Genomic DNA, 25,224 nt, shown 5'->3' on the forward strand with positions numbered 1-25,224 from the left:
TCCCGTGCAGACCGCTGTCCGCACACGTGACACAACTGGAACACGGGGGCCCGTGTTCCCCTTGTTCGCTCTCGGCGTACGCGGGGCGCTCAGCGGCGGGTCAGCCGGCGAGCCGCGCGGCGAGGTTCGCCAGCAGCTCGTCGTGGATCCGGGCCAGACCCTTGGGCGCGAAGGTGCGCTCGAAGAAGCCGCCGATGCCGCCGGCTCCGGTCCACGTGGTGGTGGCCTCGACGACGCTGCCCGCACCCTCGGCGCGGACCTGGAAGGTCGTGGCGAGGGAGGAGTTCCGGTCGCGCTCGGTGACCGAGTCGGCCGTGACCGAGACGTCGGCGACGACGTGGCGCACCCGCTTCTCGGTGGCGTGCAGGCGCCAGGTCGCGACGGTGCCGTCGCCCTGGCCGCCCTCGACGACCGCGTAGTCGGTGTAGTGCGAGGTCAGGATCGCCGGACGGACCTCGCGGTAGTCGGCGAGAGCCTCCAGCACCTGCGGGGCAGGCGCCGCGACCTGCGCGGACGTGTGGGCGGTGACCGTGGACATCGACGTTCCTCCTCGTGCCGGGCGGGGCACCCGGGCTCGGTCGTCAGCCTAGGCGGGGCGCGGGCACCCTCCCCCGGACCGTCCAGATCCCAGACACCCGGAGGCGGGCGGTGAGCTAGTCGCCCTTCCACCGACCGAGCGGTGAGCTGGTCGCCCATCAGCCCCCGCAACAGGCGACTAGCTCACCGCTCCGGGTTGCGATGGGCGACTAGCTCACCGCCCAGCGGTCAGGCGTCGAGGTCCGCCTCGACGAGCGCGGCGATCGCGTCGAGCGCGGCCTCGTCGTCGGACTCGACGGTCACCTGGTCGCCCTTGGCGGCACCGAGCGTCATGATGAGCAGCGCCGAACCGGCGTCGACCGGATCGCCGCCGGCCGTCGCCAGCGTGACGGGGGCCGCCTGCTCGGCTGCCGCGGCAGCGATCGTCGCGGCGGGGCGGGCGTGCAGGCCGACGGCGGATCCGACGGTCACGGTCTTGCTGGGCATGGTGTCTCCTTCAGGGGACGGTCAGGCGCGGACGGTGGTCGTGGCGGGGACGGTCTCGTGCTCGTACTCGAACGAGTCGTCGGCACGGGCGTGCCCCAGCTGCTTGAGCAGCGTGACCGACAGTGCGCTGACGAGCGTACCGACGATGATCGCGACGAAGAACCAGATGACGTGGTCGATCGCGAAGAACACGAACACACCACCGTGCGGCGCGGCGGACGTGACGCCCGCCGCCATCGAGATGGCGCCGGCCGTGGCCGATCCGAGCATCATCGACGGGATCACGCGCAGCGGGTCGGCCGCCGCGAACGGGATCGCGCCCTCGGAGATGAACGCAGCGCCCAGCAGCCAGGCCGACTTGCCGTTCTCGCGCTCGGCCGGGGTGTAGAGGCGCGGACGCACCGCCGTCGACAGCGCCATCGCGAGCGGCGGGACCATGCCGGCGATCATGACCGCGGCCATGATCTTGACCTCGGTGCCGCCGTTGGCGATCGCGTCCGCCGTCAGGCCCGTCGTCGCGAACACGTAGGCGGCCTTGTTGATCGGCCCGCCCAGGTCGACGGCCATCATCAGGCCGAGGATGACGCCGAGCAGCACGATGGAGCCGCCGGAGAGACCGTTGAGCCAGTTCTCCAGGCCCTGCGAGGCGTCGGCGATCGGCTTGCCGATGAGCAGGAGCATCACGAGCCCGACGAGGAAGATCGTCACGAGCGGGATGATCACGACCGGCATCAGCCCGGCCAGCCAGCGCGGCACCTCGCGCTTCGCGAGCCAGCTCGCGACCAGGCCGGCGAGCAGACCGCCGACGATGCCGCCGAGGAACCCGGCTCCGATGCTGGAGGCGAGCGCTCCCATCACGAAGCCCGGCGCGATGCCGGGGCGGTCGGCGATCGCGTAGGCGATGTAGCCGGCCAGGGCCGGGACGAGGAACCCGAACGCCAGGCCACCCAGCACGTTGAGCAGGGATCCCAGGTAGGTCAGCAACGCGCTGCCGAACAGGGCGTTCTCGCCCGCCGGGGGCAGGTTCGTCAGGGAGAACTCGTCGAAGACCGCTCGGGCCGGATCGCCGTTGTACTCGTACCCGGCGAGCAGGAAGCCCAGCGCGATGAGCAGTCCGCCGCCGGCGACGAAGGGGATCATGTAGCTCACGCCGGTCAGGAGCCACTGACGCAGCTTCAGGCCGAAGCTCGCGCCCTCGGCCTCGGCGGCCGAGGTGTCGACCGTGCCGCCGACGCGACGCGCCTTCGGGTCCGTCGCGGCCCTGCGGGCCTCCGCGAGCATGACCGACGGCTCGTTGATGGCGCGCTTGACGCCGCTCACGACGACGGGCTTGCCGGCGAAGCGGCCCTCGTTCTTCACGCCGACGTCGGTCGCGAAGATGACCGCGTCGGCGGCGGCGATGGTCTCGGGCGACAGCGGCGTGCTGCCCGACGAGCCCTGCGTCTCGACCTGGAGGTCGATGCCCTCGGCCTCCGCGGCCTGCTTGAGCGAGTCGGCGGCCATGTAGGTGTGCGCGATGCCGGTGGGGCACGCGGTGACGGCGACGACCGTGAAGGCGTCGCTGGGGGCCGCGGCGTGCTTCGGGGCGGCGGGCTCGGCGGCCGGCTCGGCGGCCGGTTCGGCGGCCGGAGCCGCCTCGGCCGGCGCGACGACGCCGTCGACCAGCGCGACGACCTCGTCGGCCGTGCTGGCAGCGCGCAGGGCGTCGGTGAACTCCTGGCGCACCAGGGCCCGGGCGAGCGACGAGAGCAGCTTGAGGTGCTCGGTGCCCGCACCGTCCGGCGCGGCGATCATGAAGACGAGGTCGGCCGGACCGTCGGGCGCACCGAAGTCGGCCTTCTGCGCGAGGCGGGCGAAGGCGAGCGTCGGCTCGGTCACCGCGGTCGAGCGGCAGTGCGGGATCGCGAGACCGCCGGGCAGGCCGGTGGCGGACTGCGCCTCACGGGCCAAGGCGTCGGACGCGAGCTGGTCGGCATCCGTGGCACGGCCCGCAGCCGCGACCGACGCCGCGAGGCGGGCGATGACGTCGGAGGCCTGCGCGCCGTGATCGACGTCGAGGCTGACCAGGTCAGCGGTGATGAGTGATGACATGACGGTCCTTCAGAGGTGGTGCCGGGTGGGGGAATCGAACAGCTCGCGGGCGACCGACGCCTCGAGGGCGGCGACGTCCGACGGACGTGGGGGCGTGGAGCCCGGGAGGGCGGCAGCGGCGCTGCCGTGGAGCACGGCGCTGACCAGCGCGGAGGGCGCGTCGGCGCCAGCTGCGTCGGCCAGCAGGTAGCCGGCGAGGGCGGAGTCGCCCGCGCCGACCGTGCTGAGCGGGCGGATGCGCGGCGACGGGGCGAACCAGGTGCCGAGGGCGGTGGCCAGCACGGCGCCGGCGCCGCCGAGCGTCAGCAGGACGATCGCGGGGCCGCGCTCGGCGCGCAGGGTCTGCGCGAGCTCGCCGGCCAGACGCGGATCGGCCTCGACGGCATCGGCGTCGCCTCCGACGAGGTCGACGAGCTCCTGCGCGTTGGGCTTGACGAGGTCGGGCGCCGACGCAGGCTCGGCCAGGGTCGCCGAGAGCGGCTCGCCCGACGTGTCGACGGCGACCCGGACGCCCAGCTCGCGCAGCGCGACCGTCACGTCGCGATACCAGGCGGCCGGGACGCCCGGCGGCAGCGAGCCGCACAGCGCGACCCACGAGGCACCGATCGAGGACTCCACGACGGTGCGCGTGAAGGTCTCGAGCTCGACGCCGACGAGCTCCGCGCCCGGGGCGTTCAGCTTGGTCGTGGTGCCGTCGGCCTCGGCGAGCGTCAGGTTGACCCGCACCCGCGACGACGTCGGCACGGCGACGTGGCGCAGACCCGTCTCGCGGACCGCGGACACGAAGGAGTCGTGCTCCCGCGCCGGGAAGACCGCGGTCACGGACTGCGACGCGGCGGAGATGACCCGCGCGACGTTGACGCCCTTGCCGCCGGGCTGGTCGACGGGAGGGGCCGTGCGGACGACCCCGCCGCGCTCCAGCGGGGAGTCGAGCTCGACCAGGCGGTCGATCGCCGGGTTGGCCGTGACGGTCACGATCGAGCGAGTCGGGCTCATGCGAGCACCACCTCGACGCCGGCCTCGCGGATCCGGGCGATCGCCTCGGGCGACGCGCTCGTGTCGGTCACCAGCACGTCGACGTCGTCGAGGGCCGCGAACGTGACGACGAAGTCGGTGTCGAGCTTGGTCGCGTCGGCGAGCACGACGGTCTGTCGGGCCGAGGCGACGATCGCGCTCTTGACCGCAGCCTCCGCGAAGTCGGCCGTCGTCAGCCCACGCTCGGGCGAGACGCCGTTCGCGCCGATGAAGGCGACGTCGACCCCGACCTGGCCGTACGCGGCGACCGTGCCGGGACCGACCGCGGCCCCCGTGGCGTCTCGCACCCGGCCGCCGAGCACGTTGAGGTCGACCGAGGACGACCGCGCCAGCTGGGCCGCGGTGACGACGCCGTGCGTGATCGCGACGAGCGGGAGGTCGTGAGGAAGCTGCTCGACCAGGGCCGCGGTGGACGTGCCGGCGTCGACGATGATGCTGCCACCGACCTCGGGCAGGAACGCCAGCGCGGCGACCGCGATCGCGGTCTTCTGCTCGGCCTGGCGCCCCTCGCGCTCGACGAGCCCCAGCTCGACGGCCTGGACCGAGGTGCGCGCGACCGCGCCGCCGTGGACCCTCCGCGCCACGCCGTGGCGCTCCAGGGCGGCGAGGTCGCGCCGGACGGTCTCGCCGGACACCCCGAACTCGGTGGCAGCGTCGACGACGCTCACCCGGCCGTCGACCCGGAGCTTGTGCGCCAGGGCGGTCCGTCGTTCGGATGCGTACACAGCGGTCCTCTCTCGTCCGTCCCACGTGATCCGCAGCGGCTCCCTCCGCCGTTGTGGATTCGTGTGGATTTATGTTGCTTTGTGTTGTTCTACGCGTTAACGTGGCGTGACGTCAAGCACATCCGTGAAAAAATCCTCGCGAACGTGTCGCCCCGGTCACTGTCAGGAGTCAGATGAGCACCACCGGTACCCCCGTCGTCCCCGGCGTCGGAGCCGGCCCCGTCGTGCGGCCCGGCGCGCGCGCCGAGGCCCCCGCTGACGAGCCGTTCACCGACAGCGACACGACCGTCGCCGCCTTCACCGCCGCAGCCGCCGTCGTCGCCGAACGCCTCACGGCCCGCGCCGCGCACGCCTCCGGCGCTGCGGCCGAGGTGCTGCAGGCCACCGCCGGCATGGCGGCCGACCGGGGTCTGGCCACGTTCGTCGCCAAGCAGGCCGACGGCGCCGGACCCGCGACCGCCACGACGCGCGCGGTCGACGACCTCGCCGCGATGTTCACCGCGGCCGGCGGCCTGATGGCCGAGCGCGTCACCGACCTGCACGACGTGCGCGACCGCGTCGTGGCCGAGCTGCTCGGCGTGCCCGAGCCGGGCGTCCCCGTGCCGGACGTGCCGTCAGTCCTGTTCGCCGACGACCTGGCCCCCGCCGACACCGCCGGCCTCGACCCCGAGCGCGTCGTCGCGATCGCGATCCGCCTGGGCGGCACCACGAGCCACACCGCGATCATCGCCCGCCAGCTCGGCATCCCCTGCGTCGTCGGCGTCACCGACCTGCCGCTGGACGACTCCGCCACCGCGGCCCTCGTCGACGGCACGACGGGCGAGGTCGTCATCGACCCCGAGCCCGCCGACGTCGAGGCACGCCAGCTGGCCGACGCCGCCCGTCGCTCGGCCGGAGCCTCCTGGACGGGTCCGGGCGCGACGTCCGACGGCCACGCCGTGCAGGTCCTCGCGAACGTGCAGGACGGCGCCGGAGCCCGCACGGCCGCCGAGCAGCCGATCGAGGGCTTCGGCCTGTACCGCACCGAGCTCAGCTTCCTCGAGCGCAGTGCCGAGCCGACCGTCGCGGAGCAGACCGAGATCTATCGCGCCGTCTTCGACGCCGTGGGCGCCGGGCACAAGGTCGTCGTCCGCACCCTCGACGCCGGGTCCGACAAGCCGCTGCAGTTCGCCGACATGGGCGACGAGCCCAACCCGGCCCTCGGCATCCGCGGGCTGCGCATCGCGACCTCGCGGCCCGAGCTCCTCGACCACCAGCTCGACGCGATCGCCCAGGCGGCCGAGGGCGCCGAGGCCGACGTCTGGGTCATGGCCCCGATGGTCGCCGTGACCTCCGAGGCCGCCGCGCTCGCCGAGAAGGTCCACGGGCGCGGGCTCCAGGCCGGCGTCATGATCGAGACGCCGTCCGCCGCGCTGCTGGCCGACCGCATCCTCGAGCACGTCGACTTCCTGTCGATCGGCACGAACGACCTCAGCCAGTACACGTTCGCGGCCGACCGCATGGCTCCTGCGCTGAGCCACCTGACCGACCCGTGGCAGCCGGCGCTGCTGATGCTGATCGAGCAGGTCGCCGCCGCGGGGCTGCGCGCCGGCAAGCCCGTCGGCGTCTGCGGCGAGGCTGCGGCCGATCCGCTGCTGGCCTGCGTGCTGGTCGGCCTCGGCGTCTCGTCGCTCTCGTGCGCCGCCACGGCGGTGCGCAGCGTCGGCGCCCAGGTCGCCTCGGTGACGTACGAGCAGTGCCGCGCCGCGGCCCACGCCGCGCTCACCGCCGACGACCCCGAGTCCGCCCGCACCGCCGTCCGCGCCCTCCTCACCTGACCGACGGGCGGTGAGTTAGGGACGTGTCCCGCCTGTTGACAGGTCCCCAACTCACCGCCCGGCCCTGCCACAGGTTCCTCACTCACCGCCCGCGGGTGTGGTCCTTGCTGCTTGTCACCCGCGCACGGCAGCGGTCAGCCGACCGCGTCACTCGGCGCGGGTGATCGGGAAGAGGATCGCCTCGCGGATGCCGATGCCCTGCAGGAGCATCACCAGGCGGTCGACGCCCAGGCCGACGCCGCCGGCCGGGGGCATGCCGAACTCCAGCGCGCGCAGGAAGTCCTCGTCGACGTCCATCGCCTCGGGGTCGCCCGCCGCCGCGAGGCGCGCCTGCTCCTCGAGCCGCTCGCGCTGGATCACCGGGTCGTTGAGCTCGGTGTACGCCGGCGCCAGCTCGACACCGTTGATGATGAGGTCCCACGCCTCCACGAGCCCCTCGGTGGAGCGGTGCTTCTTGGCCAGCGGCCGCACCGACGCCGGGTAGTCGCGCACGAAAGTCGGCTGGATCAGGGTGTGCTCGACGAGCTTCTCGTACAGCTCGAGCACGACCTGGCCCGCGTCCCAGCCCGGCTGGAGCGCGACGCCGTGCTGGTCGGCGAGCTCGCGCAGCGAGGTCTCGGACGTCGTGACGTCGACCGGCTGGCCCACCGCGTCGCTGACGAGCTCGTGCACCGTGGCGTGGCGCCAGTCGGCCTCGAGGTCGATCGTCGACCCGTCCCGCGCCGGCACCGTGGTGCGACCGACGGCCCGCGCGGCGTTCACGACGAGCGCCCGCGTCAGCTCGGCCATCGAGTCGTAGTCGCCGTAGGCCTCGTACGCCTCCAACATCATGAACTCGGGGTTGTGCGTGTTGTCGACGCCCTCGTTGCGGAAGGTCTTGCCGATCTCGTAGACCCGGTCGATGCCGCCGACCAGCGAGCGCTTGAGGTGCAGCTCGAGCGCGATGCGCAGGAGCGCCGGCTCGTCGAAGGCGTTGACGTGCGTCGAGAACGGGCGCGCCGCAGCGCCGCCGTTGGTGTGCTGCAGGACGGGCGACTCGACCTCGATGAACTCCCGGCCGTCGAGCGTGGCACGCAGCGACTGCAGCACCTTGGCCTTGACGCGCACGTTGTCGCGGGCCTCCGGGCGCACGATCAGGTCGACGTAGCGCAGCCGGGTGCGCGCCTCGTCCGAGAGCGGCTTGTGCTCGTTGGGCAGCGGTCGCAGCGTCTTGGCCGCGAGGTCCCACGACGTGGCGGCGACGCTCAGCTCGCCCCGGCGGCTCGTGATGACCTCGCCCGTGACGGACAGGTGGTCGCCGATGTCGACGAGGCGCTTGAAGTCGGCCAGCGACTCCTCGCCCACCTCGGCGAGCGAGAGCATCGCCTGCAGCTCGGTGCCGTCGCCCTCGCGCAGCCGGGCGAAGCAGAGCTTGCCGGTGTTGCGCTGGAAGATGACGCGACCCGTCACCGAGACGACCTGACCCGAGTGGTGGTCGGCGCCGAGCGTCTCGGGGTCGAACTCCGCCACGACCTGGCGCAGCGTGTGGGTGCGCGGGACCGAGATCGGGTACGGCGCGCGGCCGGAGTCCAGGAGCTCCTGCCGCTTCTCGCGGCGGATGCGGAGCTGCTCCGGCAGGTCGTCCTCGGGCTCGGACACAGGTACGTCGGTCACGCACTCAGGGTAGTGGTGCGACCGGCGTCACTCGCAGGTCGCGTCAGCGCTTGGTCTTCTCGGAACCGGAGACCTTGATCCAGACCAGCAGCACGATGACGGCGCCGATGACCGAACCGATCACGCCCGCGGTGTCGAACGAGGCGTCGGCGTGGAAGAACAGGTTGCCGAGGAAGCCACCGACGAACGAGCCGATGACGCCGACCAGGATCGTGGCGGGGATCGACAGGTTCTGCCGACCCGGGACGAGCAGGCGGGCGACGGCACCCGCGATCAGGCCGACGATCAGCAGGCCGAGCAGGAATCCGATCATGGTGGTGCTCCTTCAGAGGGGAAGAGGACGGCGAAGGGCCGGGCCCGTGGCCCGACCCTCCCCGAGAGAAACGTGCTTACTTGAAGGCGTCCTTGACGTTGCCGGCGGCGTCCTTGGCGTCCTCGCCGGCGTTCTTGAGGCTGCCCTTGGCCTGGTCGGCCTGACCCTCGGCCTTGAGGTCGTCGTTGTTCGTGACGTCCCCGACCTTCTCCTTGGCCTGACCAACCAGCTTCTCGGCAGTGTTCTGAGCCTTGTCGGCGATACCCATGCGTCCTCCTGATCGATCACGAGCCGGCGGGTCCGGCCCTCACGTCCACGGTAGGTCGGCGGTGGGCGCGCGCAACTCGGGAGGCGGAGGCGGAGGGGCCGGGTAGCGTCGTGCTCGATGAGCAGCCCGCGCCTGGACCGACGGCTCGTTTCCGCGGTCGCGATCGGTGCCGTCGCCGCCGTGCTGGGCGTGGTGGCGACGGTCGGTGAGACACGTCTCACCTCCCATTCGCACGCCGCCGCAGCCCCCACCGCGGCGCCCACCCTGCCCGCGCTGCCCAGCCCCACGCCGACGTTCACGACCACCGCTCCGACGTCGTTCCTCGATCGCCAGGAGGTCCTGGTGGGGCCGGACGGGGTGCTGCGGATCGGCGGGCACGTCATCGTCAACAAGACCTACGCGCTGCCCGAGTCCTTCGGCCCGGCCGGCCTCGACCCCGCCGTCGACGCGGCCTTCGCGGCCATGCAGGCCGACGCGGCGGCGTCCGGCATCAGCCTCGCGATCATCTCGGGCCACCGGAGCTTCGCCCACCAGGCCGACAACTACGCCCAGCGGGTCGCGCAGGTCGGCGTCGAGGTGGCCGATCGCGGCATGGCGCGCCCGGGCCACTCCGAGCACCAGACCGGGCTCGCGATCGACGTCAACCAGCTCTCGATGAGCTTCGGCCAGACGCCGGCGGGCCAGTGGGTCGCCGCGAACGCCCACCGCTTCGGCTTCGTCGTGCGCTACCCCGACGGCAAGGAGGCGGTCACCGGCTTCAAGTACGAGCCGTGGCACCTGCGCTACTTCGGGGTCGAGTTCGCGACCGAGCTCACCGCCTCCGGCAAGACCGTCGAGGAGTACTACGGCCTGTCGTCGGCGTACTGACCCGCCGATCGGGTGTCACGACCCCAGCAGCCCGCGCTCGTAGGCCTCGGCCACCGCTGCCGCTCGATCGGCCACGCCGAGCTTGGTGAACACGTGGCCGAGGTGCGTCTTGACCGTGGCCTCGCTGACGAACAACGACTTCGCAATCTGCCGGTTCGACTGGCCCTGCGCGACGAGTGCGAGCACGTCGGACTCCCGGGTGCTGAGGGAGTCCGAGTCCGAACGCACCCGCGAGACGACCCGCGACGCCACCGTGGGCGACAGCGCGGACCGTCCTGCAGCGGCCGCGCGGATCGCGGCGAAGAGCTCGTCGCGGGGAGCGTCCTTGAGGAGGTAGCCGGTGGCGCCGGCGTCGAGCGCGGCCATGATGTCGCGGTCGGCGTCGTAGGTCGTCAGCACGAGCACGTGGCCGCGGATCCCTCGCGCGACGAGCTCGGTGATCGCCTCGACCCCGCTGCCGCCGGGCATCCGCAGGTCCATCAGCACGACGTCGGGATCGAGCGAGGTCACGACCCGCACCGCCTCGACGCCGTCGGACGCCTCGCCCACGACGAGAAACTTGTCGGACGCCTCGCACATCCCGCGGAGCCCGTTGCGCACGACCGGGTGGTCGTCGACGATCACGAGCCGGATCGGGCCAGCGCCCTGCTGGTCAGCCACGGCTCACCGCCGGGACCCGCAGCGACACCGCGGTGCCCTCGCCGGGCTCGGACTCCACCACGAGCTCTCCGCTCACCCGGGCCGCACGGGTGCGCATGCCGGGAAGCCCGAAGCCGCCGACCTCGGTCGCATGGTCCTGCACCGGGTCGAACCCGGCACCGTCGTCGCGGACGTCGAGCACGACCTCGTCGGGCGTGAAGGCGATCGTCACGCCGACGCGGCTCGCGGCGGCGTGCCGCGCGACGTTGGTCAGTGCCTCCTGGGTCACCCGGAGGACGGCAGCGGCGACATCGCCGGAGACCGGTTCGGGGTCTCCCGTTACGACCAGCTCGGCGCGGACGCCCGAGACCGTGGACCAGCGGTCGACGACCTCGCGGACGGCCGTGTCGAGATCAGCGTCGTCGAGACCCGAGGGACCGAGTCCCTGGACCGACCGACGCGCTTCTCCCAGCGCCTCCCGTGCGAGGTCCGCCGCTCGCTCGCGGTGGTCGGCCGCTGCCGCCAGGTCACCGGTGTCGCGCGCGGCCTGGAGCTGGGTCACGATGCCGATCAGACCCTGCGCGATCGTGTCGTGGATCTCGAGCGCCAGCCTCTCCCTCTCCTCGTGCACGCCCGCGTCGCGCGCCTGGGCGAGCAGCGCGGCCTGCAAGCGCTCGTTGTCCTCCAGGGCGAGCCGGAGCTTCTCGTTGGTCCGTTCCAGCTCGGCCATCGCGGCGACTCGTCGATCTGTCTCGTCGACGTCCTCGACCGCGACGCGGGCCAGCACCATCGAGATGCCACCGTTGAGCACCAGCAGCGCGCTGAACAGCGCCAGCTGGTCGGTCGAGGTCGGTGGAAGGCCGCCGGACTGCGTGCCGGCCATCGTCACGGCGACGGGCGCCATCGCGATGACGAGGAACCGTCGGGGCAAGTATGCACTGCTGTCGAAGTAGCCGATCGTGGCGAACAGCCCGAACAGCGGGTTGAACAGGGACCCGACGAACCCGAGCGCCGTGCGGCCGGCCCAGTAGACCTGCCCGCCACGACCGTCGAGCGGCTGACCCCAGCGACGTTCCACCCACCACAGGTGCGCGACCAGCACGACGAGCGCAATGGCCCCACAGACCACGACGGAGCCGCTGCCACCACCACCGCCGACCGAGCTGTCGCGCGTCACCACGACGAGGGTCATCGCGACCGCCAGGAGCAGCAGCGGGCCGAGGCGCACGATCGCGTCCCAGCTGCGGCTCCCCGCAACGTCGTCCGTCATCGATGTCCCCTTCGCTCACTTCCACCTGAAGTATCGCGCGGAGAGTGCGGCCAGACCCACGGTCCAGACGACGAGCACCAGGAGGTGCTGCGTGTCGGGCCAGTCGCCGGCGGCTGCGGCGTCGAGCCCACGGGCGGCGGCGCCGAGCGGTGTGGCCTCGACGATCGTGCCGAGCAGCCCCGGCATGACCTGCACCGGAAGCCACACGCCGGCCGTGAACATGAGGGGGAAGTAGAGGATCGTGCTGATCGTCGCGGCAATCCTGGTGGACGGAGCGACGCCCGCGATCACACCGCCGAGCGAGAGCATGGCGAGCAGCGCCAGGACCAGGACCAGCAGGTACGCCGCGGGCGATCCGGGGACGTCGATGCCGAAGGCCGTCACGCCGAGCACGACGGCGAGCACCGATCCGGCCAGCACCGCGACCCCGTGCACGACCCACTGCGCGGCAAGCAGCTGCCACGGACGGGCGGGTGTCGTGGCGATGCGCTTGAGCACACCCTGTTCGCGATAGGTCGCGAGCGTTGCCGGCATCGTCTGCACTCCTGCCGTCAGCGCCGACAGGATCACGGCGACGGGCAGGTACAGGTCGACGACCCGAAGGCCGCCGAGGTCGGCATCGGCCTCGCGGAACGACGGGATCAGGAACAACACGGTCAGCAGTGCGGCGGGAAACGCGATGATCCAGAACAGGGTCCCTGGCTCGCGCAGGAGGAGTCGTGCCTCCGTCGCGACGAGCGCGAGGGCCGGCCGGCCCTGCCCGCGGCGGGGCGTGGTGGCGGGTGTCGTGGGCGCGGTCATGCGGTCTCCTCCTCGGAGCTGGTCACCAGTGCCAGGTAGGCGTCGTCGAGGGAGGTCTCGCTCACGCGCAGCCGTGTCGGCCGCACCCCGGACCTGCCGAGGTGGTCGAGCACGAGCAGCACGGCATCGTCGGTGCCGACGACCTGCACGCGACCGCCACGTTCACTGACGTCGGCGACGCCGTCGAGACGGGCCAGAGCTTCGACGGAGACGGGCCGAACCGGGTCGAACGTCATAACGGTCGGCGCCGCAGAGCGGCCGATCAGCCCGGCAGGAGTGTCGACCGCCGCGACCTGTCCACGGTCGATCAGCGCCAGCCGGTCGCAGAGGCGGTGCGCCTCCTCCATCAAGTGCGTGACGAGCACGATCGTCGTGCCGTCGTGGCGGATCTCCTCGACGAGGTCCCAGACCTGTCGGCGCGATTCCGGGTCCAGACCCGTGCTCAGCTCGTCGAGCAGGGCGACGCGCGGGCGGCCGACGAGAGACAGCGCGATCGCGATCCGCTGCTTCTGACCGCCCGACAGTGCGGCGTACCGGTGGTCGAGCCTCTCGCCCAGGCCCAGACGCTCGGCGAGCTCGATGCCGTCACGCGGATGCTCGTGGAACGACGCGAAGAGCCTCAACGCCTCGCGCACCGTGAGCTTCGCCTGCAGGCCGGCTTCCTGGAGCTGAACCCCGACCAGCCGCCGCGCGGCGTCGCGATCGGCTATCGGGTCCAGGCCGGCGACCCGCACGGTCCCCGCGTCGGGGCTGGTCAGTCCGGCGATGCACTCGACCGTCGTCGACTTGCCGGCTCCGTTGGGGCCGAGAACGCCGAGCACCTCGCCCTCGGCCACCTCCAGGTCGACCCGGTCGACCGCGACCGTGCTGCCGTAGGTCTTGCGCAGTCCGCGCACCTCGATCATCGTCATGACTCCAGCCTCACGGCCGGCGGCAGAGCGGCGCATCACCTGATCGGCTGGAGGTCGGCGCCGATCGGGTGGTCAGTCGTGCCCCTGCCCGACGGGCGTGGCACGGCACCGTCGCGCGCGCCGGCCGCGCCCGACACCCAACCTTTCTGCGTCCTCAATCATGGTTGCGCTCGTGGACGAGCCGGAGGCCGGTGAGGGTGAGCCAGGGGTCGCGGTGCGTGATGGTCGTGCAGTGGTCGATCACCACGTCGGAGTACGCGCCCGTGGCGATGACCGCGACGTCGTCGGCGTCGGCCTCGAGCGAGGTGATCATCCGCTCCACGAGCCCGTCGACGAGTCCGGCGAAGCCGTAGACCGCGCCTGACTGGACCGCCTCGACGGTGTTCTTGCCGATCACGCCCCGGGGAGCGGCGAGCTCGACGCTGCGCAGCTGGGCACCGCGACGGGCGAGGGCCTCGAGCGACAGCTCGATCGCCGGGGCGATCGCGCCACCGACGTAGCGGTTGGACTCGTCGACCACGTCGAAGATCGTGGCGGTGCCGTTCATGTCGACCACGATCGCCGGGCCACCGTAGAGCTCGGCCGCGGCGAGCGCGTTGACGATGCGGTCGGCGCCGACCTCGCGGGGGTTGTCGGTGTGGATCGGGATGCCGGTCTTGACGCCGGGGCCCACGACCGAGACCGGCAGCGCGCTGTAGTGACGGTCCAGCATCGCGCGCAGCTCGACCTGGATCGACGGCACGGTGCAGCACATCGCGACCGCCTCGACGTCGGCGAGGCCCGCAGAGCGCACGAACCCGAGGGCCAGCAGGTGCCACTCGTCGGCCGTGCGGCGCGCGTCGGACGAGACGGTCCAGTGGTTGACGAGCGTGGAGCCGTCGAAGACCCCGATGACGGTCTGGCTGTTGCCGACGTCGAGGGTCAGGAGGGTCACGCGCGGCTCGCGACCAGGGGGTTGTCGCGCACGTCGGAGCCCAGCGTCACGTCGCCGCGGATCAGGCCCGTGCCGGGCAGCGCCTCGGCCGGGTCGGAGCCCGTGCCGATGATGCGGTTGCCGGCGTCGACGAACACGACGTTCGGCTCGAAGACCCGCGCCTCGGCGTCCTCCATCTGGCCGTAGGCGATGAGGATCACGAGGTCCCCGGGCTGCACGATGCGGGCCGCGGCGCCGTTGATGCCGATGACGCCCGAGCCGCGCTCGCCCTCGATCACGTACGTCACGAGGCGCGCGCCGTTGTCGATGTCGACGATGTGGACCTGCTCGCCGGGGATCAGGTTGGCGGCGTCGAGCAGGTCGGCGTCGACCGTGACCGATCCGACGTAGTGCAGGTCGGCCTGCGTCACGGTGGCGCGGTGGATCTTGGAGGTCATCAGGGTGCGGAGCATGGTCAGCTTCCTTCCGGGGCGCGACCCAGGGTCAGGGCGCGGTTGTCGAGGAGTCGGGGCTTGCCGACGCGGGCGGCGATCAGGATCCGGGCCTCGCCCGGGGTGGGGTCACCGAGGTCGGGCGAGGTGACGGCGACGTAGTCGGGCACGACCCCGAAGTCGGCGAGGCGGGCGAGCGCCGCAGCGCGCGCAGCCTCGGGACCGTGGCTGCCGGCGGCCACGCCCGCGTCGAGAGCCTGGCTCAGGGCGACGGCGCGCTGGCGCTCGTCGGGAGCCAGGTAGCGGTTGCGTGAGCTCATCGCGAGACCGTCGGCCTCGCGCACCGTGGGGCAGCCGACGACCTCGACGTCGAGGCACAGGGCGTCGACCATGAGGCGGATGAGGGCGAGCTGCTGGTAGTCCTTCTCGCCGAACACCGCGACGTCGGGACGCACCAGGCCGAACAGCTTGGCGACGACCGTCAGGACCCCGCGGAAGTGGGTGGGGCGCTGCTCGCCCTCCAGGATCGCGCCCAGCGGCCCGGGATCGACCATGACCTGGTCGTCGAGACCGGCGGGGTACATCGTGGCGACCTCGGGGGCGAAGACGACATCGACACCGGCCTCCTCGCAGCGCTCCAGGTCGGCCTCCCACGTGCGGGGGTAGGAGTCGAGGTCCTCGCCCGCGGCGAACTGCGTGGGGTTGACGAAGATCGAGGCCACGAGCGTGTCGGCCAGCGGCCGAGCGTGCTTCATGAGCTGCACGTGGCCGTCGTGGAGGGCGCCCATCGTCGGTACGAGGGCGATCGTGCCCTCGAGCGCGCGCAGCTCCGCCGCGGTGCGGACGACCCGGGGGCTCATCGCTCGGCTCCCTCGGAGAGCGAGTCGCGCAGCGAGGCGGCGGTGTCCTCGTCGATGCGGGCGTCGCGCAGGGCGCGCTCGATCGTGGCCGCCGACAGCGCGGTGTAGGTGGCGGCGATCTCCGCGTCCGCGATCGCGTCGACGTGGGCGCTGACGGTGCGCGCGTCGCCGCGGGCGACCGGGCCGGTCAACGCGGCGTCGCCGTACGCGAGCGTGTTGGTGACCGAGGCCCGCAGCAGCGGCTCGAGCACGGCCGACGGGTCGGCGACGCCGATCGAGCGCAGCAGGTCCATCGCCTGGTTCACGACGGTGACGACGTGGTTGGCGCCGTGCGCCAGAGCTGCGTGGTAGACGACGCGATCGCTCTCGGCGACCCACACGGGGGTGCCGCCGACGGCCAGCGCGAGCGCCTCGACCTCGGCGCGGTCGGCGTCGGCGGCCGTGAGGCCCATGACGCACGTGCGGTCGAGGTCGACGTCGCTGCCGGTGAAGGTCATCGCCGGGTGGAAGGCGGCAGTGCGGGCACCGCGGGCCTCCAGCGCGGCGAGCACGGCGCGACCGTGGCGACCGCTGGTGTGCAGGACCAGCTGGCCAGGCCGGACGTGCGGGGCGAGCTCGGCGGCGACGTCCTCGAGGAGGTCGTCGGGCACCGCGAGCAGCAGGACGTCACCCGCGCGCGCGACGTCGGCGGGATCGAGCACCGGCACGCCGTGAAGCAGCGTGCGGGCCCGGAGGCGGGAGGCCTCGGATCGGGCGCTGACGGCGACGACGGGGTGACCCGCGGCGCGGAGACGAGCACCGAGCACGGCACCGACGCGGCCGGCACCGATGATGCCCACAGGGGCGATCGACATGAGTGTTGCCTTTCGATTCCAGTCCCGGACGGGTACCAGACCAACTGACGCCGCCAGTCTACGCCGGGCCCGGGTGGCCGTCCCCGTGACCCCCGTCACGCGGGACCGGAGATGATGCATCTGGGCACCGCCCGCAACCTCGACGCATCGTCCCTGTCGACCGCCGTACCGGGGACGATGCTTTCCGGCATCCAGGGCTGCCCGAATGCATCATCTCCGGTCCCCGCCCCGGTGGGTCGTCCGTGCCCGCTTGTCGGCGGCCACCGCGCGCGGTCACTCAGGCCACCGGTGGCGACCAACCGTTAACGTCGATGCATGGAGCGCACCCCGACACCCCTGGACCGCGTCGCCGAGGACTGGCTGGAGACGCTGCTCGAGCTGCAGCCCGAGTGGCACGTCGAGCTGGGCCGCCCCGGCCGGGAGGGCGAGTACGCCGACCTCTCCCCCGACGGGCACGCCGCGATGGCCGACGCCGCCCGGGCGACCCTGCGCGCCGTCGCCGCCACGGAGCCGCTCGACGAGGTCGACCGCGTGACCGCGCTCGAGCTCGAGCGCACGCTGGGCCTCGCGGTGGAGCTGCACGAGTCCGGCGAGTGGCGCCGCGACCTCAACGTCATCGCGTCCCCGGCCCAGGGCATCCGCGAGATCTTCGACCTCGTCCCCACCGAGTCCGACGACGACTGGCACCACGTGGCCCGACGCCTCCGCAACGTCCCGGCGGCCGTCGACGGCTACGTCGCCTCCCTGACCGACGGCATCGACCTCGGCCAGACCCCGGCCGTGCGTCAGGTGCGCGAGGTGCTGGGCCAGGTCCGCGATCTCGCCGGCCCCGCGTCGTTCTTCACGACGCTCGCGGACCAGGGGCCCGAGGGCCAGCGCGGCGAGCTCAGCGCCGCGGCGGCCGACGCCGCGGCAGCCTACGCCCGGCTCGGCGAGTTCCTGACCCGCACCCTGGCCCCCGCGGCGCGTGAGGACGACGCCGCCGGCCGGGAGGCCTACGCGCTGGCGTCCCGCTCGTTCGTCGGCCTGGAGGTCGACCTCGAGGAGACCTACGCGTGGGGCGTCGAGGAGCTCCGACGCATGGTCACCGAGCAGGAGGAGGTCGCCCGCCAGATCGTGCCCGGCGGCTCGATCGCCGACGCGATCGCGGCCCTCGACGCCGACCCCGCGCGCAAGCTCCACGGCACCGACGCCCTGCAGGCGTGGATGCAGGAGACCAGCGACGCCGCCATCGCGGCCCTCGACGGCACGCACTTCGACATCGCCGAACCGCTGCACCGCCTGGAGTGCCGCATCGCGCCGACCCAGACCGGCGGGATCTACTACACGCCGCCGAGCGAGGACTTCTCGCGAGCCGGGCGGATGTGGTGGAGCGTGCCGCCAGAGGTCACCGAGTTCGGCACGTGGCGCGAGCGCACGACGGTGTATCACGAGGGTGTACCGGGGCACCACCTCCAGTGCGGCGTCGCGGTGGCCGCCGCGACGACGCTCAACGGCTGGCGCCGCACGAGCTGGAACTCGGGTCACGGCGAGGGCTGGGCGCTCTACGCCGAGCGCCTGATGGCCGACCTCGGCTTCCTCGACGACCCGGGCGACCGGCTCGGCATGCTCGACGCCCAGCGCCAGCGCGCCGCTCGCGTCGTGGTCGACATCGGCGTGCACCTCGGCCTGCCGAAGCCCGACGGATCGGGCCCGTGGCGCGGCGACGACGTGCTGCCGTTCATGCGTCAGCACATGCACATGGACGAGGGCTTCGTGCGGTTCGAGTCGAACCGCTACCTCGGCTGGCCGGGGCAGGCACCGTCGTACAAGATCGGCGAGCGCGAGTGGACCCGGCTGCGCGACGACTGGGTCGCCGTCCACGGCCCGGACCTGCGCCGGTTCCACGCCGACGCCCTGGCCCTCGGCGGGGTCGGCCTCGGCACCCTGCGCCAGACCCTGCTGGGCTGAGCCGCCCGCCGGAGGTGACCCCTTCGAGGCTCCTTCGTCGCACCTCAGGGGGCGGTCAGCTCTCCGCGCCCTGAGGTGCCGCGAGGAACGAGTGGCCTCGAAGGGCGTGCGGCGGCTCAGGTGGGGGTGGGGCGGGCCTTCGACCGGGAGCCGTCGTCGTCCTCGTCGTCCTCGTCGTCGTCCGCGGGCAGGCGGCAGGCGCGCTCCATCAGGAGCCCGGCCGCCAGCAGGAGTGCCGCAGCCAGCGCCGCTGCGCCGCCGTGGACCACCCGGTCGCGGCCGTTCACGGTCTCGAACGCGTCGAGGTAGGCCAGCGCGAACCCCGCGTACGCGCCGAGGAACAGTGCCCCCACCCGGGAGGAGGCGTGCGCCAGCGCGAGGTGGAACAGCGCCCGGTCGGCGTTGACCCGCTGCCGCTCGCGGTGCACCGACTTCCAGGTGGAGAAGGCGACGACGCCGACGATGCCGGCCGCGATCGACAGCAGCAGCGCCGGACCCCAGGAGAGCACCGGCACCTCGCCGCCGGCCCGTCGGACCAGACCCGGCAGGAGCGCACCGACCAGCAGCCCCAGGCTGACCAGCACGGCCAGCAGGCGCACCGAGGTCGGACGGACGGACCTCATCAGAGCGTCAGAGCAGGATCTCGAGGTCCTCGCGCTTGACGACCCCGCTGGTGTCGATGTCGCCGATCAGGTCCGCGACGAAGCCCTGGCCCGGGATCTGGCCCTCCGGGTCGACCTCGAGCCACGGCACGAGGACGAAGCCCCGCTCGTGCGCCCGCGGGTGCGGCAGCTGCAGCGACTCGTCGTCGGCCACACGGTCGCCGACCACGATGACGTCGACGTCGAGCGTGCGCGGAGCGTTGGGCTCGCTGCGCTCGCGACCGAACGCGTCCTCGATGGCCAGCGCGCGGTCGAGCAGCGTGTGGACCGTGAGGGTCGTGTCGATCAGGACGACCGCGTTGAGGAACTTCTCGGAGCCCGAGGGGGCGCCGACGGGCTCGGTCTCGTAGACCGAGGAGATCGCGACGACCTGCACCTCGGGGGTGTCCTCCAGCGCCGAGACGGCGCCCTGGAGGCGGGCGTGGCGATCGCCGAGGTTGGACCCGATCGCGATGACGCCCTGGCGGATGGGTCGCATCCCGCCGGTCATGGTGTCGGCGTCCAGCACGTAGGGGGTGGGCGATTCGGTCATCGTCTGCTCCGCTCGATCGTGACGGCCACGTCGGTGAACGTGGGCGTGATGGGCGCGTTCGGCTTGTGCACCGTGACGCTCGCCCACTGCACGCGGGCGTCCGTCAGACACAAGTCCACCATACGCAGTGCCAACGTCTCAATGAGGTCCACGGGAGGACCCACCAGGACCCCGTGGATGCTGTCGGCGAGCTCGCCGTAGTGCACCGTCTCGGCCAGGTCGTCGGTCGTGCCGGCGGCCGTCAGGTCGAGCCCGAGGACGACGTCGACGCCGAACTCCTGGCCGTCGCGACGCTCGTGGTCGAACACGCCGTGGTGCCCGAAGCCGCGCAGGCCGGTCAGCTCGATGCGGTCGAGACCGTCGGGGATCGCCATCAGTCCTCCTCGAGGGGCTCGGCGTCGAAGTCGATGATGGGCGAGGCGTGGCGGGTGTGGAACTGCCACCGTCCCTGCCGCAGCACGAGGACGCTGGTGCTCGTGACCTTCCCGCCGGCGAAGCTCTCCGGGCTCTCGAGACCGTGGCCGGACAGGATGTTCTCGGTGCACGTGACGATCGCGACGGCTCCGTCGGAGGTGAAGGCGGCCTGCACGTCGGTCAGGAAGAACTGCAGGTAGCCCGCCTGGGCCATCAGCATCGTCCAGGAGCGCAGGATGCCCGACGTGCCGCGCACCGGAGTCGTGCCCGGGTGGGCGCACGACGTGTCGGGGCGGTCGACCCAGAGCGCCGCCATGAGGTCGACGTCGCCGGCCTCGATGGCCTCGTAGAAGCTGCGGTGCACCGCCAGCACGTCGCCGCTCACGCCTGCGCTCCCAACCGCGCCACGACGCGGACGGCGTCGGCGGACGGTCGTGCCTCGTGCACGCGCACGGCCCAGGCGCCTGCCCGGGCCGACACGGTGGACAAGGCCGCCGTGGCGTCGTCGCGTCCGTCGGTCGGCCGCAGCTCGTCGCCGTCGGCCAGCAGCTCGCCCAGGAAGCGCTTGCGGCTGGCCGCGACCAGCAGCGGGTGACCCAGTGCGGCGAACGCCTCGAGCGACGCGAGGATCTCCCAGTTCTGCTCCCCCGTCTTGGAGAAGCCGAGCCCGGGGTCGACCACGAGCCGATCGGCACGGACGCCCGCGTCGAGGGCGTCGGCGACCTGGCGCTCGAGCTCGCGCACGACATCGGTGACGACGACGTCGTAGTGGGTGTGGTCGGCGTGCTGCATCGACGCCGAGTGGGCCCGCCAGTGCATCACGACGAACGGTGCACCGGCGTCGGCGACGACCTGCAGCATCTCGGGATCGGCCCGGCCACCGGAGACGTCGTTGACGAGCGAGGCACCGGCCTCCCAGGCTGCCGCTGCCACCGAGGCGCGCATCGTGTCGACCGAGACGGCCACCCCGTCGGCCGCGAGCTCGCGCACGACCGGGACGACCCGTTCGAGCTCGGTCGGCTCGTCCACGCGGGTCGCGCCGGGGCGGGTCGACTCCCCGCCCACGTCAACCAGGTCGGCGCCGTCGGCCACGAGCCGTCGGCCACGGGCGATCGCCGCGTCCGCGTCGAGCCAGCGACCGCCGTCCGAGAACGAGTCCGGCGTGACGTTGACGACGCCCATCACGAGCGTGCGGCCCGCCGGAGCAGCACCGGCCAGCCCGGGGATCTGGGGGCGGGTCACGAGCCCCTGATGAGGTTCATCGCCTCGGCTCGGGTGGCCACCTCGCGCAGCTGTCCGCGCACGGCGCTGGTGATCGTGCGGGCGCCGCCCTTGCGGACACCGCGCATCGTCATGCACAGGTGCTCGGCCTCGAGCACGACGATGACGCCGCGCGGCTTCAGGACGTCGGTCAGGGCGTCGGCGATCTGGGTCGTCAGCCGCTCCTGCACCTGGGGGCGGCGCGCGAAGACGTCGACCAGGCGTGCCAGCTTCGACAGGCCCGTCACGTTGCCCTCGGCGGCGGGGATGTAGCCGATGTGCGCGACGCCGAAGAACGGCACCAGGTGGTGCTCGCACATGCTCCACATCTCGATGTCCTTGACCAGCACGAGCTCGTCGTGGCCCACGTCGAACGTCGCGTTGAGCACCTCGGTCGGGTCCTGGTCGAGACCGGCCACGAGCTCGGCGTACGACCGGGCCACGCGGGCCGGCGTCTCGCGCAGGCCCTCGCGGTCCGGGTCCTCACCGATCGCGATCAGCAGCTCGCGGATCGCCGCCTCGGCACGCGCGTGGTCGACCGCCACGGCTCAGACCGTTCCGCCGGACTCGGGACCGACGTCGAGGCCGTCGTCGGACACGGCGGGCTGCGCCGGTGCGATCTCGACGGGGGGCTGCTGCGAGGGCTGACGGGTGTCCGAACCGGTCCAGGCCGGGCGGATGTCGCGACGACGCAGGGGCTCGAAGATGCGCGCGACCTGGGCCTTGTCGAGGGTTTCCTTCTCCATCAGCTCGACGACCAGCGAGTCCAGGACGTCGCGGTTCTCGGCCAGGATGTCGAAGGCCTCCTGGTGCGCGTTGCTGATGAGCAGCGTGACCTCGTCGTCGACGAGCGCGGCGACCCGCTCGGAGTAGTCACGCGTGTGACCCATCCCGGTGCCGGCGCCGAGGAACGGCTGGCTGTTGTCGCTGCCGAGCTTGATCGCGCCGACGCGCTCGCTCATGCCGTACTGCGTGACCATCGCGCGCGCCAGGCCGGTGGCCTTCTCGATGTCGTTGCCGGCGCCCGTGGTGGGGTTGTGGAAGACGAGCTCCTCCGCGGCGCGGCCGCCCATCATGTAGGCGAGCTTGTCCTGCAGCTCGGCGCGGGTCTGGCTGTACTTGTCCTCGTCGGGCAGGACCATCGTGTAGCCGAGGGCACGACCGCGCGGCAGGATCGTGATCTTGTGCACGGGGTCGCTCTGCGGCAGCGCCGCGGCCACCAGCGCGTGGCCGCCCTCGTGGTACGCCGTGACGAGCCGCTCGTGCTCGTTCATCAGACGGGTGCGCTTCTGCGGGCCGGCCATGACGCGGTCGATCGCCTCGTCGAGGGTCTCGTTGGTGATGACCTTCTCGTTGTTGCGCGCCGTGAGCAGGGCCGCCTCGTTGAGGACGTTGGCCAGGTCGGCGCCGCTGAAGCCCGGTGTGCGCTTGGCGACGCTGCCCAGGTCGACGTCGGGTCCGATCGGCTTGCCACGAGCGTGGACCTTGAGGATCGTCTCGCGACCCTTGAGGTCGGGCGCCTCGACGCCGATCTGGCGGTCGAAGCGGCCCGGGCGCAGGAGCGCCGGGTCGAGCACGTCGGGGCGGTTCGTGGCCGCGATGAGGATGACTCCGCCGCGCACGTCGAAGCCGTCCATCTCGACGAGCAGCTGGTTGAGCGTCTGCTCGCGCTCGTCGTGGCCGCCGCCCATGCCGGTGCCGCGGTGGCGACCGACGGCGTCGATCTCGTCGATGAAGACGATCGCGGGGGCGTTGGACTTGGCCTGCTCGAACAGGTCACGCACGCGGCTGGCGCCGACGCCGACGAACATCTCGACGAAGTCGGAGCCCGAGATCGAGTAGAACGGCACGCCGGCCTCGCCCGCGACGGCGCGCGCCAGGAGCGTCTTGCCGGTGCCGGGCGGGCCGTAGAGCAGGACGCCCTTGGGGATCTTCGCGCCGACCGCCTGGAACTTCGCGGGCTCGGAGAGGAACTCCTTGATCTCGCCGAGCTCCTCGATCGCCTCGTCGCACCCGGCGACGTCGGCGAACGTGGTCTGCGGGGTGTCCTTCGTGATGAGCTTGGCGCGCGACTTGCTGAACTTCATGACGCCGCCGCCACCGCCCTGCATGCGACCCATGAACCAGAACAGGATCAGGACGATCAGCAGGATCGGCAGGAGCGTGAAGAGCAGCGAGACGAGCGGGCTGGTCTGCGGGTTCTTGACGTCGAAGCTCGGCAGCTTCTTGTCGGCGACCGCGGTCTCGGCCGACTCGACGAGGCGGGCGCCCTGGTCGCCGAGCCAGGTCGCGCGGACCTGCTCGTCGTCCTTCTTGAGGGTCGCCTCGATGCGCTGCTCGCCCTCGATGAAGGTGAGCTCCTTGATCTTGTCGCCCTCGAGGTAGCCGACCATCGTCGAGGTCTTGACCTCGCGGTAGCCGTCCGAGGACGACGAGAACTGGAGGATGCCGATCACGACGAGGGCGATGACGATGATCCAGAGCCAGGGGCCCTTCAGGATCTGCTTCACGTTCATGGGGCGTCGGCCCACCCTCTCCTCAGTGATCGACGGTAGGTGAACCGTACACGTGGGACGGTCACGGATGACCAACGTCCGGGCACTTCGTCCGGTTCCGGTGACGCGGACGTCACGTGCGTCGGATCAGCGGTAGACGTGCTCGGCGAGCGTGCTGATGCACCGCAGGTTGCGGTAGCGCTCGCCGTAGTCGAGGCCGTAGCCGACGACGAAGGCGTTGGGGATGTCGAAACCGACGTACTTGACGTCGACCTCCATCTGCAGGGCGTCGGGCTTGCGCAGCAGGGTGGCGATCTCGACCGAGGCCGGCTTGCGCGACTTCAGGTTGGCCACGAGCCACGACAGCGTGAGGCCCGTGTCGATGATGTCCTCGACGATCAGGACGTCGCGGCCACTGATGTCGGCGTCGAGGTCCTTGAGGATCCGGACGACGCCGGAGCTCTTGGTGCCGGAGCCGTAGGACGACACGGCCATCCAGTCCATCTCGACGTGGCGGTCCAGCGACCGGGCGAGGTCGGCCATGACCATGACGGCGCCCTTGAGCACGCCCACGAGGAGCACGTCACGGCCCTCGTAGTCGGCCTGGATCTGGACCGCCATCTCCTTCAGGCGGGCCTGGATCTGCTCCTCCGTGAAGAGGGTCTGGCTCGGATCGAGGTCGTCTTCGATGTGTGCGCGGTCCACGTGCTCAGCGTGCCACAGAGGTCGGAGCGAAGCGGAGGCGATCGGCCTCCCGGGTGCACGTCACACCGCCGGGCAGCTCGATGCGGCGTCCGCCGGTCGGCGTCGTGACGAGGGAGTCGAGGCGGGCGACGTGCTCGGCGGTCGTCTCGCCGGGGGTCGCGCCGGCCGCGACGGCCAGGCGGTGGAGCGCGCGCGAGCGGATCGCGGGGTGCTGCGCCGCCAGCTCGGGCAGGCGCGGATCCGGGTGCGCGTCGAGCCAGGCCGACGTCATCGCCTCGAGCAGGTCGAGGTCGCGGCCGAGCTGCGTCGCGGTGCGGGCGAGCGCCTCCGCGACGCCGCCGGCGAGCACGTCGTCCAGCAGCGGCAGAAGCTCCTGGCGCACGCGCACGCGCCGGTAGCGGGGGTCGGCGTTGTGCGGGTCGTTCCACGGCTCGAGCCCCTGCGCCGCGCAGATCGCGACGGTCTCGCTGCGGCGCAGGGCCAGGAAGGGGCGGCGGAGCAGGCCGGTGCGGGGCGCCATCCCCGCGAGCGAACGGGCGCCGGAACCTCGGCCGAGCCCGAGCAGGACGGTCTCGGCCTGGTCGTCGAGGGTGTGCGCCAGACAGACGGCCACGGCGTCGGTCTCAGCCGCGCGGCGGCGGAGCGCGTCGAGCCGGGCCGTGCGGGCGGCGGCCTCCGGACCTCCGGTGTCTCCGACCTCCACGGCCACGACCT

Annotated in this window: 28 protein-coding genes; 3 read left to right on the plus strand and 25 right to left on the minus strand. The window is 72.4% G+C overall.

From position 1 onward, the window contains the following. Nucleotides 1-100: 100 nt before the first annotated feature. The 5 genes from ABD127_RS11175 to ABD127_RS11195 all read right to left on the minus strand — a co-directional run bounded on the left by ABD127_RS11175 (nucleotide 101) and on the right by ABD127_RS11195 (nucleotide 4,874). A complete protein-coding gene (locus tag ABD127_RS11175) occupies nucleotides 101-538 on the minus strand; it encodes an SRPBCC family protein (RefSeq protein ID WP_344201300.1) in 438 nt (145 codons plus the stop codon). 227 nt (nucleotides 539-765) lie between these two features. Then, nucleotides 766-1,023 (minus strand): HPr family phosphocarrier protein, encoded by a 258-nt coding sequence (locus ABD127_RS11180; RefSeq protein WP_344201302.1) that lies wholly within the window; start codon nucleotides 1,021-1,023, stop codon nucleotides 766-768. Nucleotides 1,024-1,044: 21 nt separating this feature from the next. Then, complete coding sequence (locus tag ABD127_RS11185; protein WP_344201304.1) at nucleotides 1,045-3,114, minus strand: PTS fructose transporter subunit IIABC; 2,070 nt, start codon at nucleotides 3,112-3,114, stop codon at nucleotides 1,045-1,047. Nucleotides 3,115-3,123: 9 nt separating this feature from the next. After that, on the minus strand, nucleotides 3,124-4,110 hold the full coding sequence (locus tag ABD127_RS11190) for a 1-phosphofructokinase family hexose kinase (protein ID WP_344201306.1): 987 nt from the start codon (nucleotides 4,108-4,110) through the stop codon (nucleotides 3,124-3,126). Then, nucleotides 4,107-4,874 carry a DeoR/GlpR family DNA-binding transcription regulator gene (locus ABD127_RS11195; protein WP_344201308.1) on the minus strand — a complete coding sequence of 256 codons (768 nt, stop codon included), beginning with the start codon at nucleotides 4,872-4,874 and terminating at the stop codon, nucleotides 4,107-4,109. The genes ABD127_RS11190 and ABD127_RS11195 overlap by 4 nt, the downstream gene beginning before the upstream one ends. Nucleotides 4,875-5,047: 173 nt before the next feature. On the opposite strand from ABD127_RS11195, the gene ABD127_RS11200 reads away from it, so the two are divergent. Next, nucleotides 5,048-6,691 carry a putative PEP-binding protein gene (locus ABD127_RS11200; protein ID WP_344201310.1) on the plus strand — a complete coding sequence of 548 codons (1,644 nt, stop codon included), beginning with the start codon at nucleotides 5,048-5,050 and terminating at the stop codon, nucleotides 6,689-6,691. Between the two features lie 147 nt (nucleotides 6,692-6,838). Here the strand turns inward: ABD127_RS11200 and lysS are convergent, their stop codons facing one another. From lysS to ABD127_RS11215, 3 genes are all read right to left on the minus strand, one after another. Then, on the minus strand, nucleotides 6,839-8,344 hold the full coding sequence (gene lysS, locus ABD127_RS11205) for a lysine--tRNA ligase (RefSeq protein WP_344201312.1): 1,506 nt from the start codon (nucleotides 8,342-8,344) through the stop codon (nucleotides 6,839-6,841). Between the two features lie 43 nt (nucleotides 8,345-8,387). Then, nucleotides 8,388-8,657, minus strand: coding sequence for a GlsB/YeaQ/YmgE family stress response membrane protein (locus ABD127_RS11210; protein ID WP_344201314.1), 270 nt, complete (start codon nucleotides 8,655-8,657; stop codon nucleotides 8,388-8,390). A 76-nt stretch (nucleotides 8,658-8,733) separates the two neighbouring features. After that, nucleotides 8,734-8,925, minus strand: coding sequence for a CsbD family protein (locus ABD127_RS11215; RefSeq protein WP_344201316.1), 192 nt, complete (start codon nucleotides 8,923-8,925; stop codon nucleotides 8,734-8,736). Nucleotides 8,926-9,042: 117 nt separating this feature from the next. On the opposite strand from ABD127_RS11215, the gene ABD127_RS11220 reads away from it, so the two are divergent. Beyond that, entirely contained in the window at nucleotides 9,043-9,792 is a 750-nt protein-coding gene (locus ABD127_RS11220) for a M15 family metallopeptidase (protein ID WP_344201319.1), read from the plus strand. Between the two features lie 15 nt (nucleotides 9,793-9,807). On the opposite strand, the gene ABD127_RS11225 is transcribed toward ABD127_RS11220, so the two are convergent. The 8 genes from ABD127_RS11225 to ABD127_RS11260 form a co-directional block, all read right to left on the minus strand. Then, nucleotides 9,808-10,452, minus strand: coding sequence for a response regulator (locus tag ABD127_RS11225; protein WP_344201322.1), 645 nt, complete (start codon nucleotides 10,450-10,452; stop codon nucleotides 9,808-9,810). Then, complete coding sequence (locus ABD127_RS11230) at nucleotides 10,445-11,701, minus strand: sensor histidine kinase (protein ID WP_344201325.1); 1,257 nt, start codon at nucleotides 11,699-11,701, stop codon at nucleotides 10,445-10,447. Before ABD127_RS11230 ends, ABD127_RS11225 begins: the two co-directional genes overlap by 8 nt. A 15-nt stretch (nucleotides 11,702-11,716) precedes the next feature. Next, entirely contained in the window at nucleotides 11,717-12,502 is a 786-nt protein-coding gene (locus ABD127_RS11235; protein ID WP_344201327.1) for an ABC transporter permease, read from the minus strand. Then, a complete protein-coding gene (locus ABD127_RS11240; protein WP_344201331.1) occupies nucleotides 12,499-13,413 on the minus strand; it encodes an ABC transporter ATP-binding protein in 915 nt (304 codons plus the stop codon). Before ABD127_RS11240 ends, ABD127_RS11235 begins: the two co-directional genes overlap by 4 nt. Before the next feature lie 154 nt (nucleotides 13,414-13,567). Continuing rightward, nucleotides 13,568-14,347, minus strand: coding sequence for a type III pantothenate kinase (locus ABD127_RS11245; RefSeq protein ID WP_344201333.1), 780 nt, complete (start codon nucleotides 14,345-14,347; stop codon nucleotides 13,568-13,570). Then, complete coding sequence (gene panD / locus ABD127_RS11250) at nucleotides 14,344-14,799, minus strand: aspartate 1-decarboxylase (RefSeq protein WP_344201336.1); 456 nt, start codon at nucleotides 14,797-14,799, stop codon at nucleotides 14,344-14,346. The genes ABD127_RS11245 and panD overlap by 4 nt, the downstream gene beginning before the upstream one ends. A 2-nt stretch (nucleotides 14,800-14,801) precedes the next feature. After that, nucleotides 14,802-15,638, minus strand: coding sequence for a pantoate--beta-alanine ligase (panC, locus tag ABD127_RS11255; protein ID WP_344201338.1), 837 nt, complete (start codon nucleotides 15,636-15,638; stop codon nucleotides 14,802-14,804). Beyond that, on the minus strand, nucleotides 15,635-16,492 hold the full coding sequence (locus tag ABD127_RS11260; RefSeq protein WP_344201341.1) for a Rossmann-like and DUF2520 domain-containing protein: 858 nt from the start codon (nucleotides 16,490-16,492) through the stop codon (nucleotides 15,635-15,637). The genes panC and ABD127_RS11260 overlap by 4 nt, the downstream gene beginning before the upstream one ends. 315 nt (nucleotides 16,493-16,807) lie before the next feature. Here ABD127_RS11260 and ABD127_RS11265 point away from each other — a divergent pair, with 315 nt between their 5' ends. Further along, complete coding sequence (locus ABD127_RS11265) at nucleotides 16,808-18,442, plus strand: DUF885 domain-containing protein (RefSeq protein WP_344201344.1); 1,635 nt, start codon at nucleotides 16,808-16,810, stop codon at nucleotides 18,440-18,442. 116 nt (nucleotides 18,443-18,558) lie between these two features. On the opposite strand, the gene ABD127_RS11270 is transcribed toward ABD127_RS11265, so the two are convergent. From ABD127_RS11270 to ABD127_RS11310, 9 genes are all read right to left on the minus strand, one after another. Further along, entirely contained in the window at nucleotides 18,559-19,065 is a 507-nt protein-coding gene (locus ABD127_RS11270; RefSeq protein WP_344201346.1) for a DUF3180 domain-containing protein, read from the minus strand. A gap of 7 nt (nucleotides 19,066-19,072) precedes the next feature. Further along, nucleotides 19,073-19,636 carry a 2-amino-4-hydroxy-6-hydroxymethyldihydropteridine diphosphokinase gene (gene folK, locus ABD127_RS11275; RefSeq protein ID WP_344201349.1) on the minus strand — a complete coding sequence of 188 codons (564 nt, stop codon included), beginning with the start codon at nucleotides 19,634-19,636 and terminating at the stop codon, nucleotides 19,073-19,075. Further along, entirely contained in the window at nucleotides 19,633-20,010 is a 378-nt protein-coding gene (folB, locus tag ABD127_RS11280) for a dihydroneopterin aldolase (RefSeq protein ID WP_344201352.1), read from the minus strand. Before folB ends, folK begins: the two co-directional genes overlap by 4 nt. Then, the gene (locus tag ABD127_RS11285; RefSeq protein ID WP_344201354.1) at nucleotides 20,010-20,435 is read right to left on the minus strand and encodes a nuclear transport factor 2 family protein; all 426 of its coding nucleotides are present in this window, start codon (nucleotides 20,433-20,435) and stop codon (nucleotides 20,010-20,012) included. The genes folB and ABD127_RS11285 overlap by 1 nt, the downstream gene beginning before the upstream one ends. Then, nucleotides 20,432-21,232 (minus strand): dihydropteroate synthase, encoded by an 801-nt coding sequence (gene folP / locus ABD127_RS11290; protein WP_344202615.1) that lies wholly within the window; start codon nucleotides 21,230-21,232, stop codon nucleotides 20,432-20,434. Before folP ends, ABD127_RS11285 begins: the two co-directional genes overlap by 4 nt. A gap of 56 nt (nucleotides 21,233-21,288) precedes the next feature. Beyond that, complete coding sequence (gene folE / locus ABD127_RS11295; protein WP_344201357.1) at nucleotides 21,289-21,855, minus strand: GTP cyclohydrolase I FolE; 567 nt, start codon at nucleotides 21,853-21,855, stop codon at nucleotides 21,289-21,291. A gap of 3 nt (nucleotides 21,856-21,858) precedes the next feature. After that, nucleotides 21,859-23,826 carry an ATP-dependent zinc metalloprotease FtsH gene (ftsH, locus tag ABD127_RS11300; protein WP_344201360.1) on the minus strand — a complete coding sequence of 656 codons (1,968 nt, stop codon included), beginning with the start codon at nucleotides 23,824-23,826 and terminating at the stop codon, nucleotides 21,859-21,861. 126 nt (nucleotides 23,827-23,952) lie between these two features. After that, a complete protein-coding gene (gene hpt, locus ABD127_RS11305) occupies nucleotides 23,953-24,510 on the minus strand; it encodes a hypoxanthine phosphoribosyltransferase (protein WP_344201363.1) in 558 nt (185 codons plus the stop codon). 4 nt (nucleotides 24,511-24,514) lie between these two features. Beyond that, nucleotides 24,515-25,224: tRNA lysidine(34) synthetase (locus ABD127_RS11310; RefSeq protein WP_344201366.1), on the minus strand; the 710-nt coding region annotated here is incomplete at its 5' end.

The organism is Aeromicrobium alkaliterrae (assembly GCF_039529015.1).
In the GTDB taxonomy this organism is placed as follows: Bacteria; Actinomycetota; Actinomycetes; order Propionibacteriales; family Nocardioidaceae; genus Aeromicrobium; species Aeromicrobium alkaliterrae.

Coding starts and splice junctions, on each gene's coding strand:
- ABD127_RS11175 (WP_344201300.1), bottom strand. CDS start 538: ATGTCCACGGTCACCGCCCACACGTCCGCGCAGGTCGCGGCGCCTGCC.
- ABD127_RS11180 (WP_344201302.1), bottom strand. CDS start 1,023: ATGCCCAGCAAGACCGTGACCGTCGGATCCGCCGTCGGCCTGCACGCC.
- ABD127_RS11185 (WP_344201304.1), bottom strand. CDS start 3,114: ATGTCATCACTCATCACCGCTGACCTGGTCAGCCTCGACGTCGATCAC.
- ABD127_RS11190 (WP_344201306.1), bottom strand. CDS start 4,110: ATGAGCCCGACTCGCTCGATCGTGACCGTCACGGCCAACCCGGCGATC.
- ABD127_RS11200 (WP_344201310.1), top strand. CDS start 5,048: ATGAGCACCACCGGTACCCCCGTCGTCCCCGGCGTCGGAGCCGGCCCC.
- ABD127_RS11210 (WP_344201314.1), bottom strand. CDS start 8,657: ATGATCGGATTCCTGCTCGGCCTGCTGATCGTCGGCCTGATCGCGGGT.
- ABD127_RS11215 (WP_344201316.1), bottom strand. CDS start 8,925: ATGGGTATCGCCGACAAGGCTCAGAACACTGCCGAGAAGCTGGTTGGT.
- ABD127_RS11220 (WP_344201319.1), top strand. CDS start 9,043: ATGAGCAGCCCGCGCCTGGACCGACGGCTCGTTTCCGCGGTCGCGATC.
- ABD127_RS11230 (WP_344201325.1), bottom strand. CDS start 11,701: ATGACGGACGACGTTGCGGGGAGCCGCAGCTGGGACGCGATCGTGCGC.
- ABD127_RS11235 (WP_344201327.1), bottom strand. CDS start 12,502: ATGACCGCGCCCACGACACCCGCCACCACGCCCCGCCGCGGGCAGGGC.
- ABD127_RS11240 (WP_344201331.1), bottom strand. CDS start 13,413: ATGACGATGATCGAGGTGCGCGGACTGCGCAAGACCTACGGCAGCACG.
- panD (WP_344201336.1), bottom strand. CDS start 14,799: ATGCTCCGCACCCTGATGACCTCCAAGATCCACCGCGCCACCGTGACG.
- panC (WP_344201338.1), bottom strand. CDS start 15,638: ATGAGCCCCCGGGTCGTCCGCACCGCGGCGGAGCTGCGCGCGCTCGAG.
- ABD127_RS11260 (WP_344201341.1), bottom strand. CDS start 16,492: ATGTCGATCGCCCCTGTGGGCATCATCGGTGCCGGCCGCGTCGGTGCC.
- ABD127_RS11265 (WP_344201344.1), top strand. CDS start 16,808: ATGGAGCGCACCCCGACACCCCTGGACCGCGTCGCCGAGGACTGGCTG.
- ABD127_RS11270 (WP_344201346.1), bottom strand. CDS start 19,065: ATGAGGTCCGTCCGTCCGACCTCGGTGCGCCTGCTGGCCGTGCTGGTC.
- folK (WP_344201349.1), bottom strand. CDS start 19,636: ATGACCGAATCGCCCACCCCCTACGTGCTGGACGCCGACACCATGACC.
- folB (WP_344201352.1), bottom strand. CDS start 20,010: ATGGCGATCCCCGACGGTCTCGACCGCATCGAGCTGACCGGCCTGCGC.
- folP (WP_344202615.1), bottom strand. CDS start 21,232: ATGGGCGTCGTCAACGTCACGCCGGACTCGTTCTCGGACGGCGGTCGC.
- ftsH (WP_344201360.1), bottom strand. CDS start 23,826: ATGAACGTGAAGCAGATCCTGAAGGGCCCCTGGCTCTGGATCATCGTC.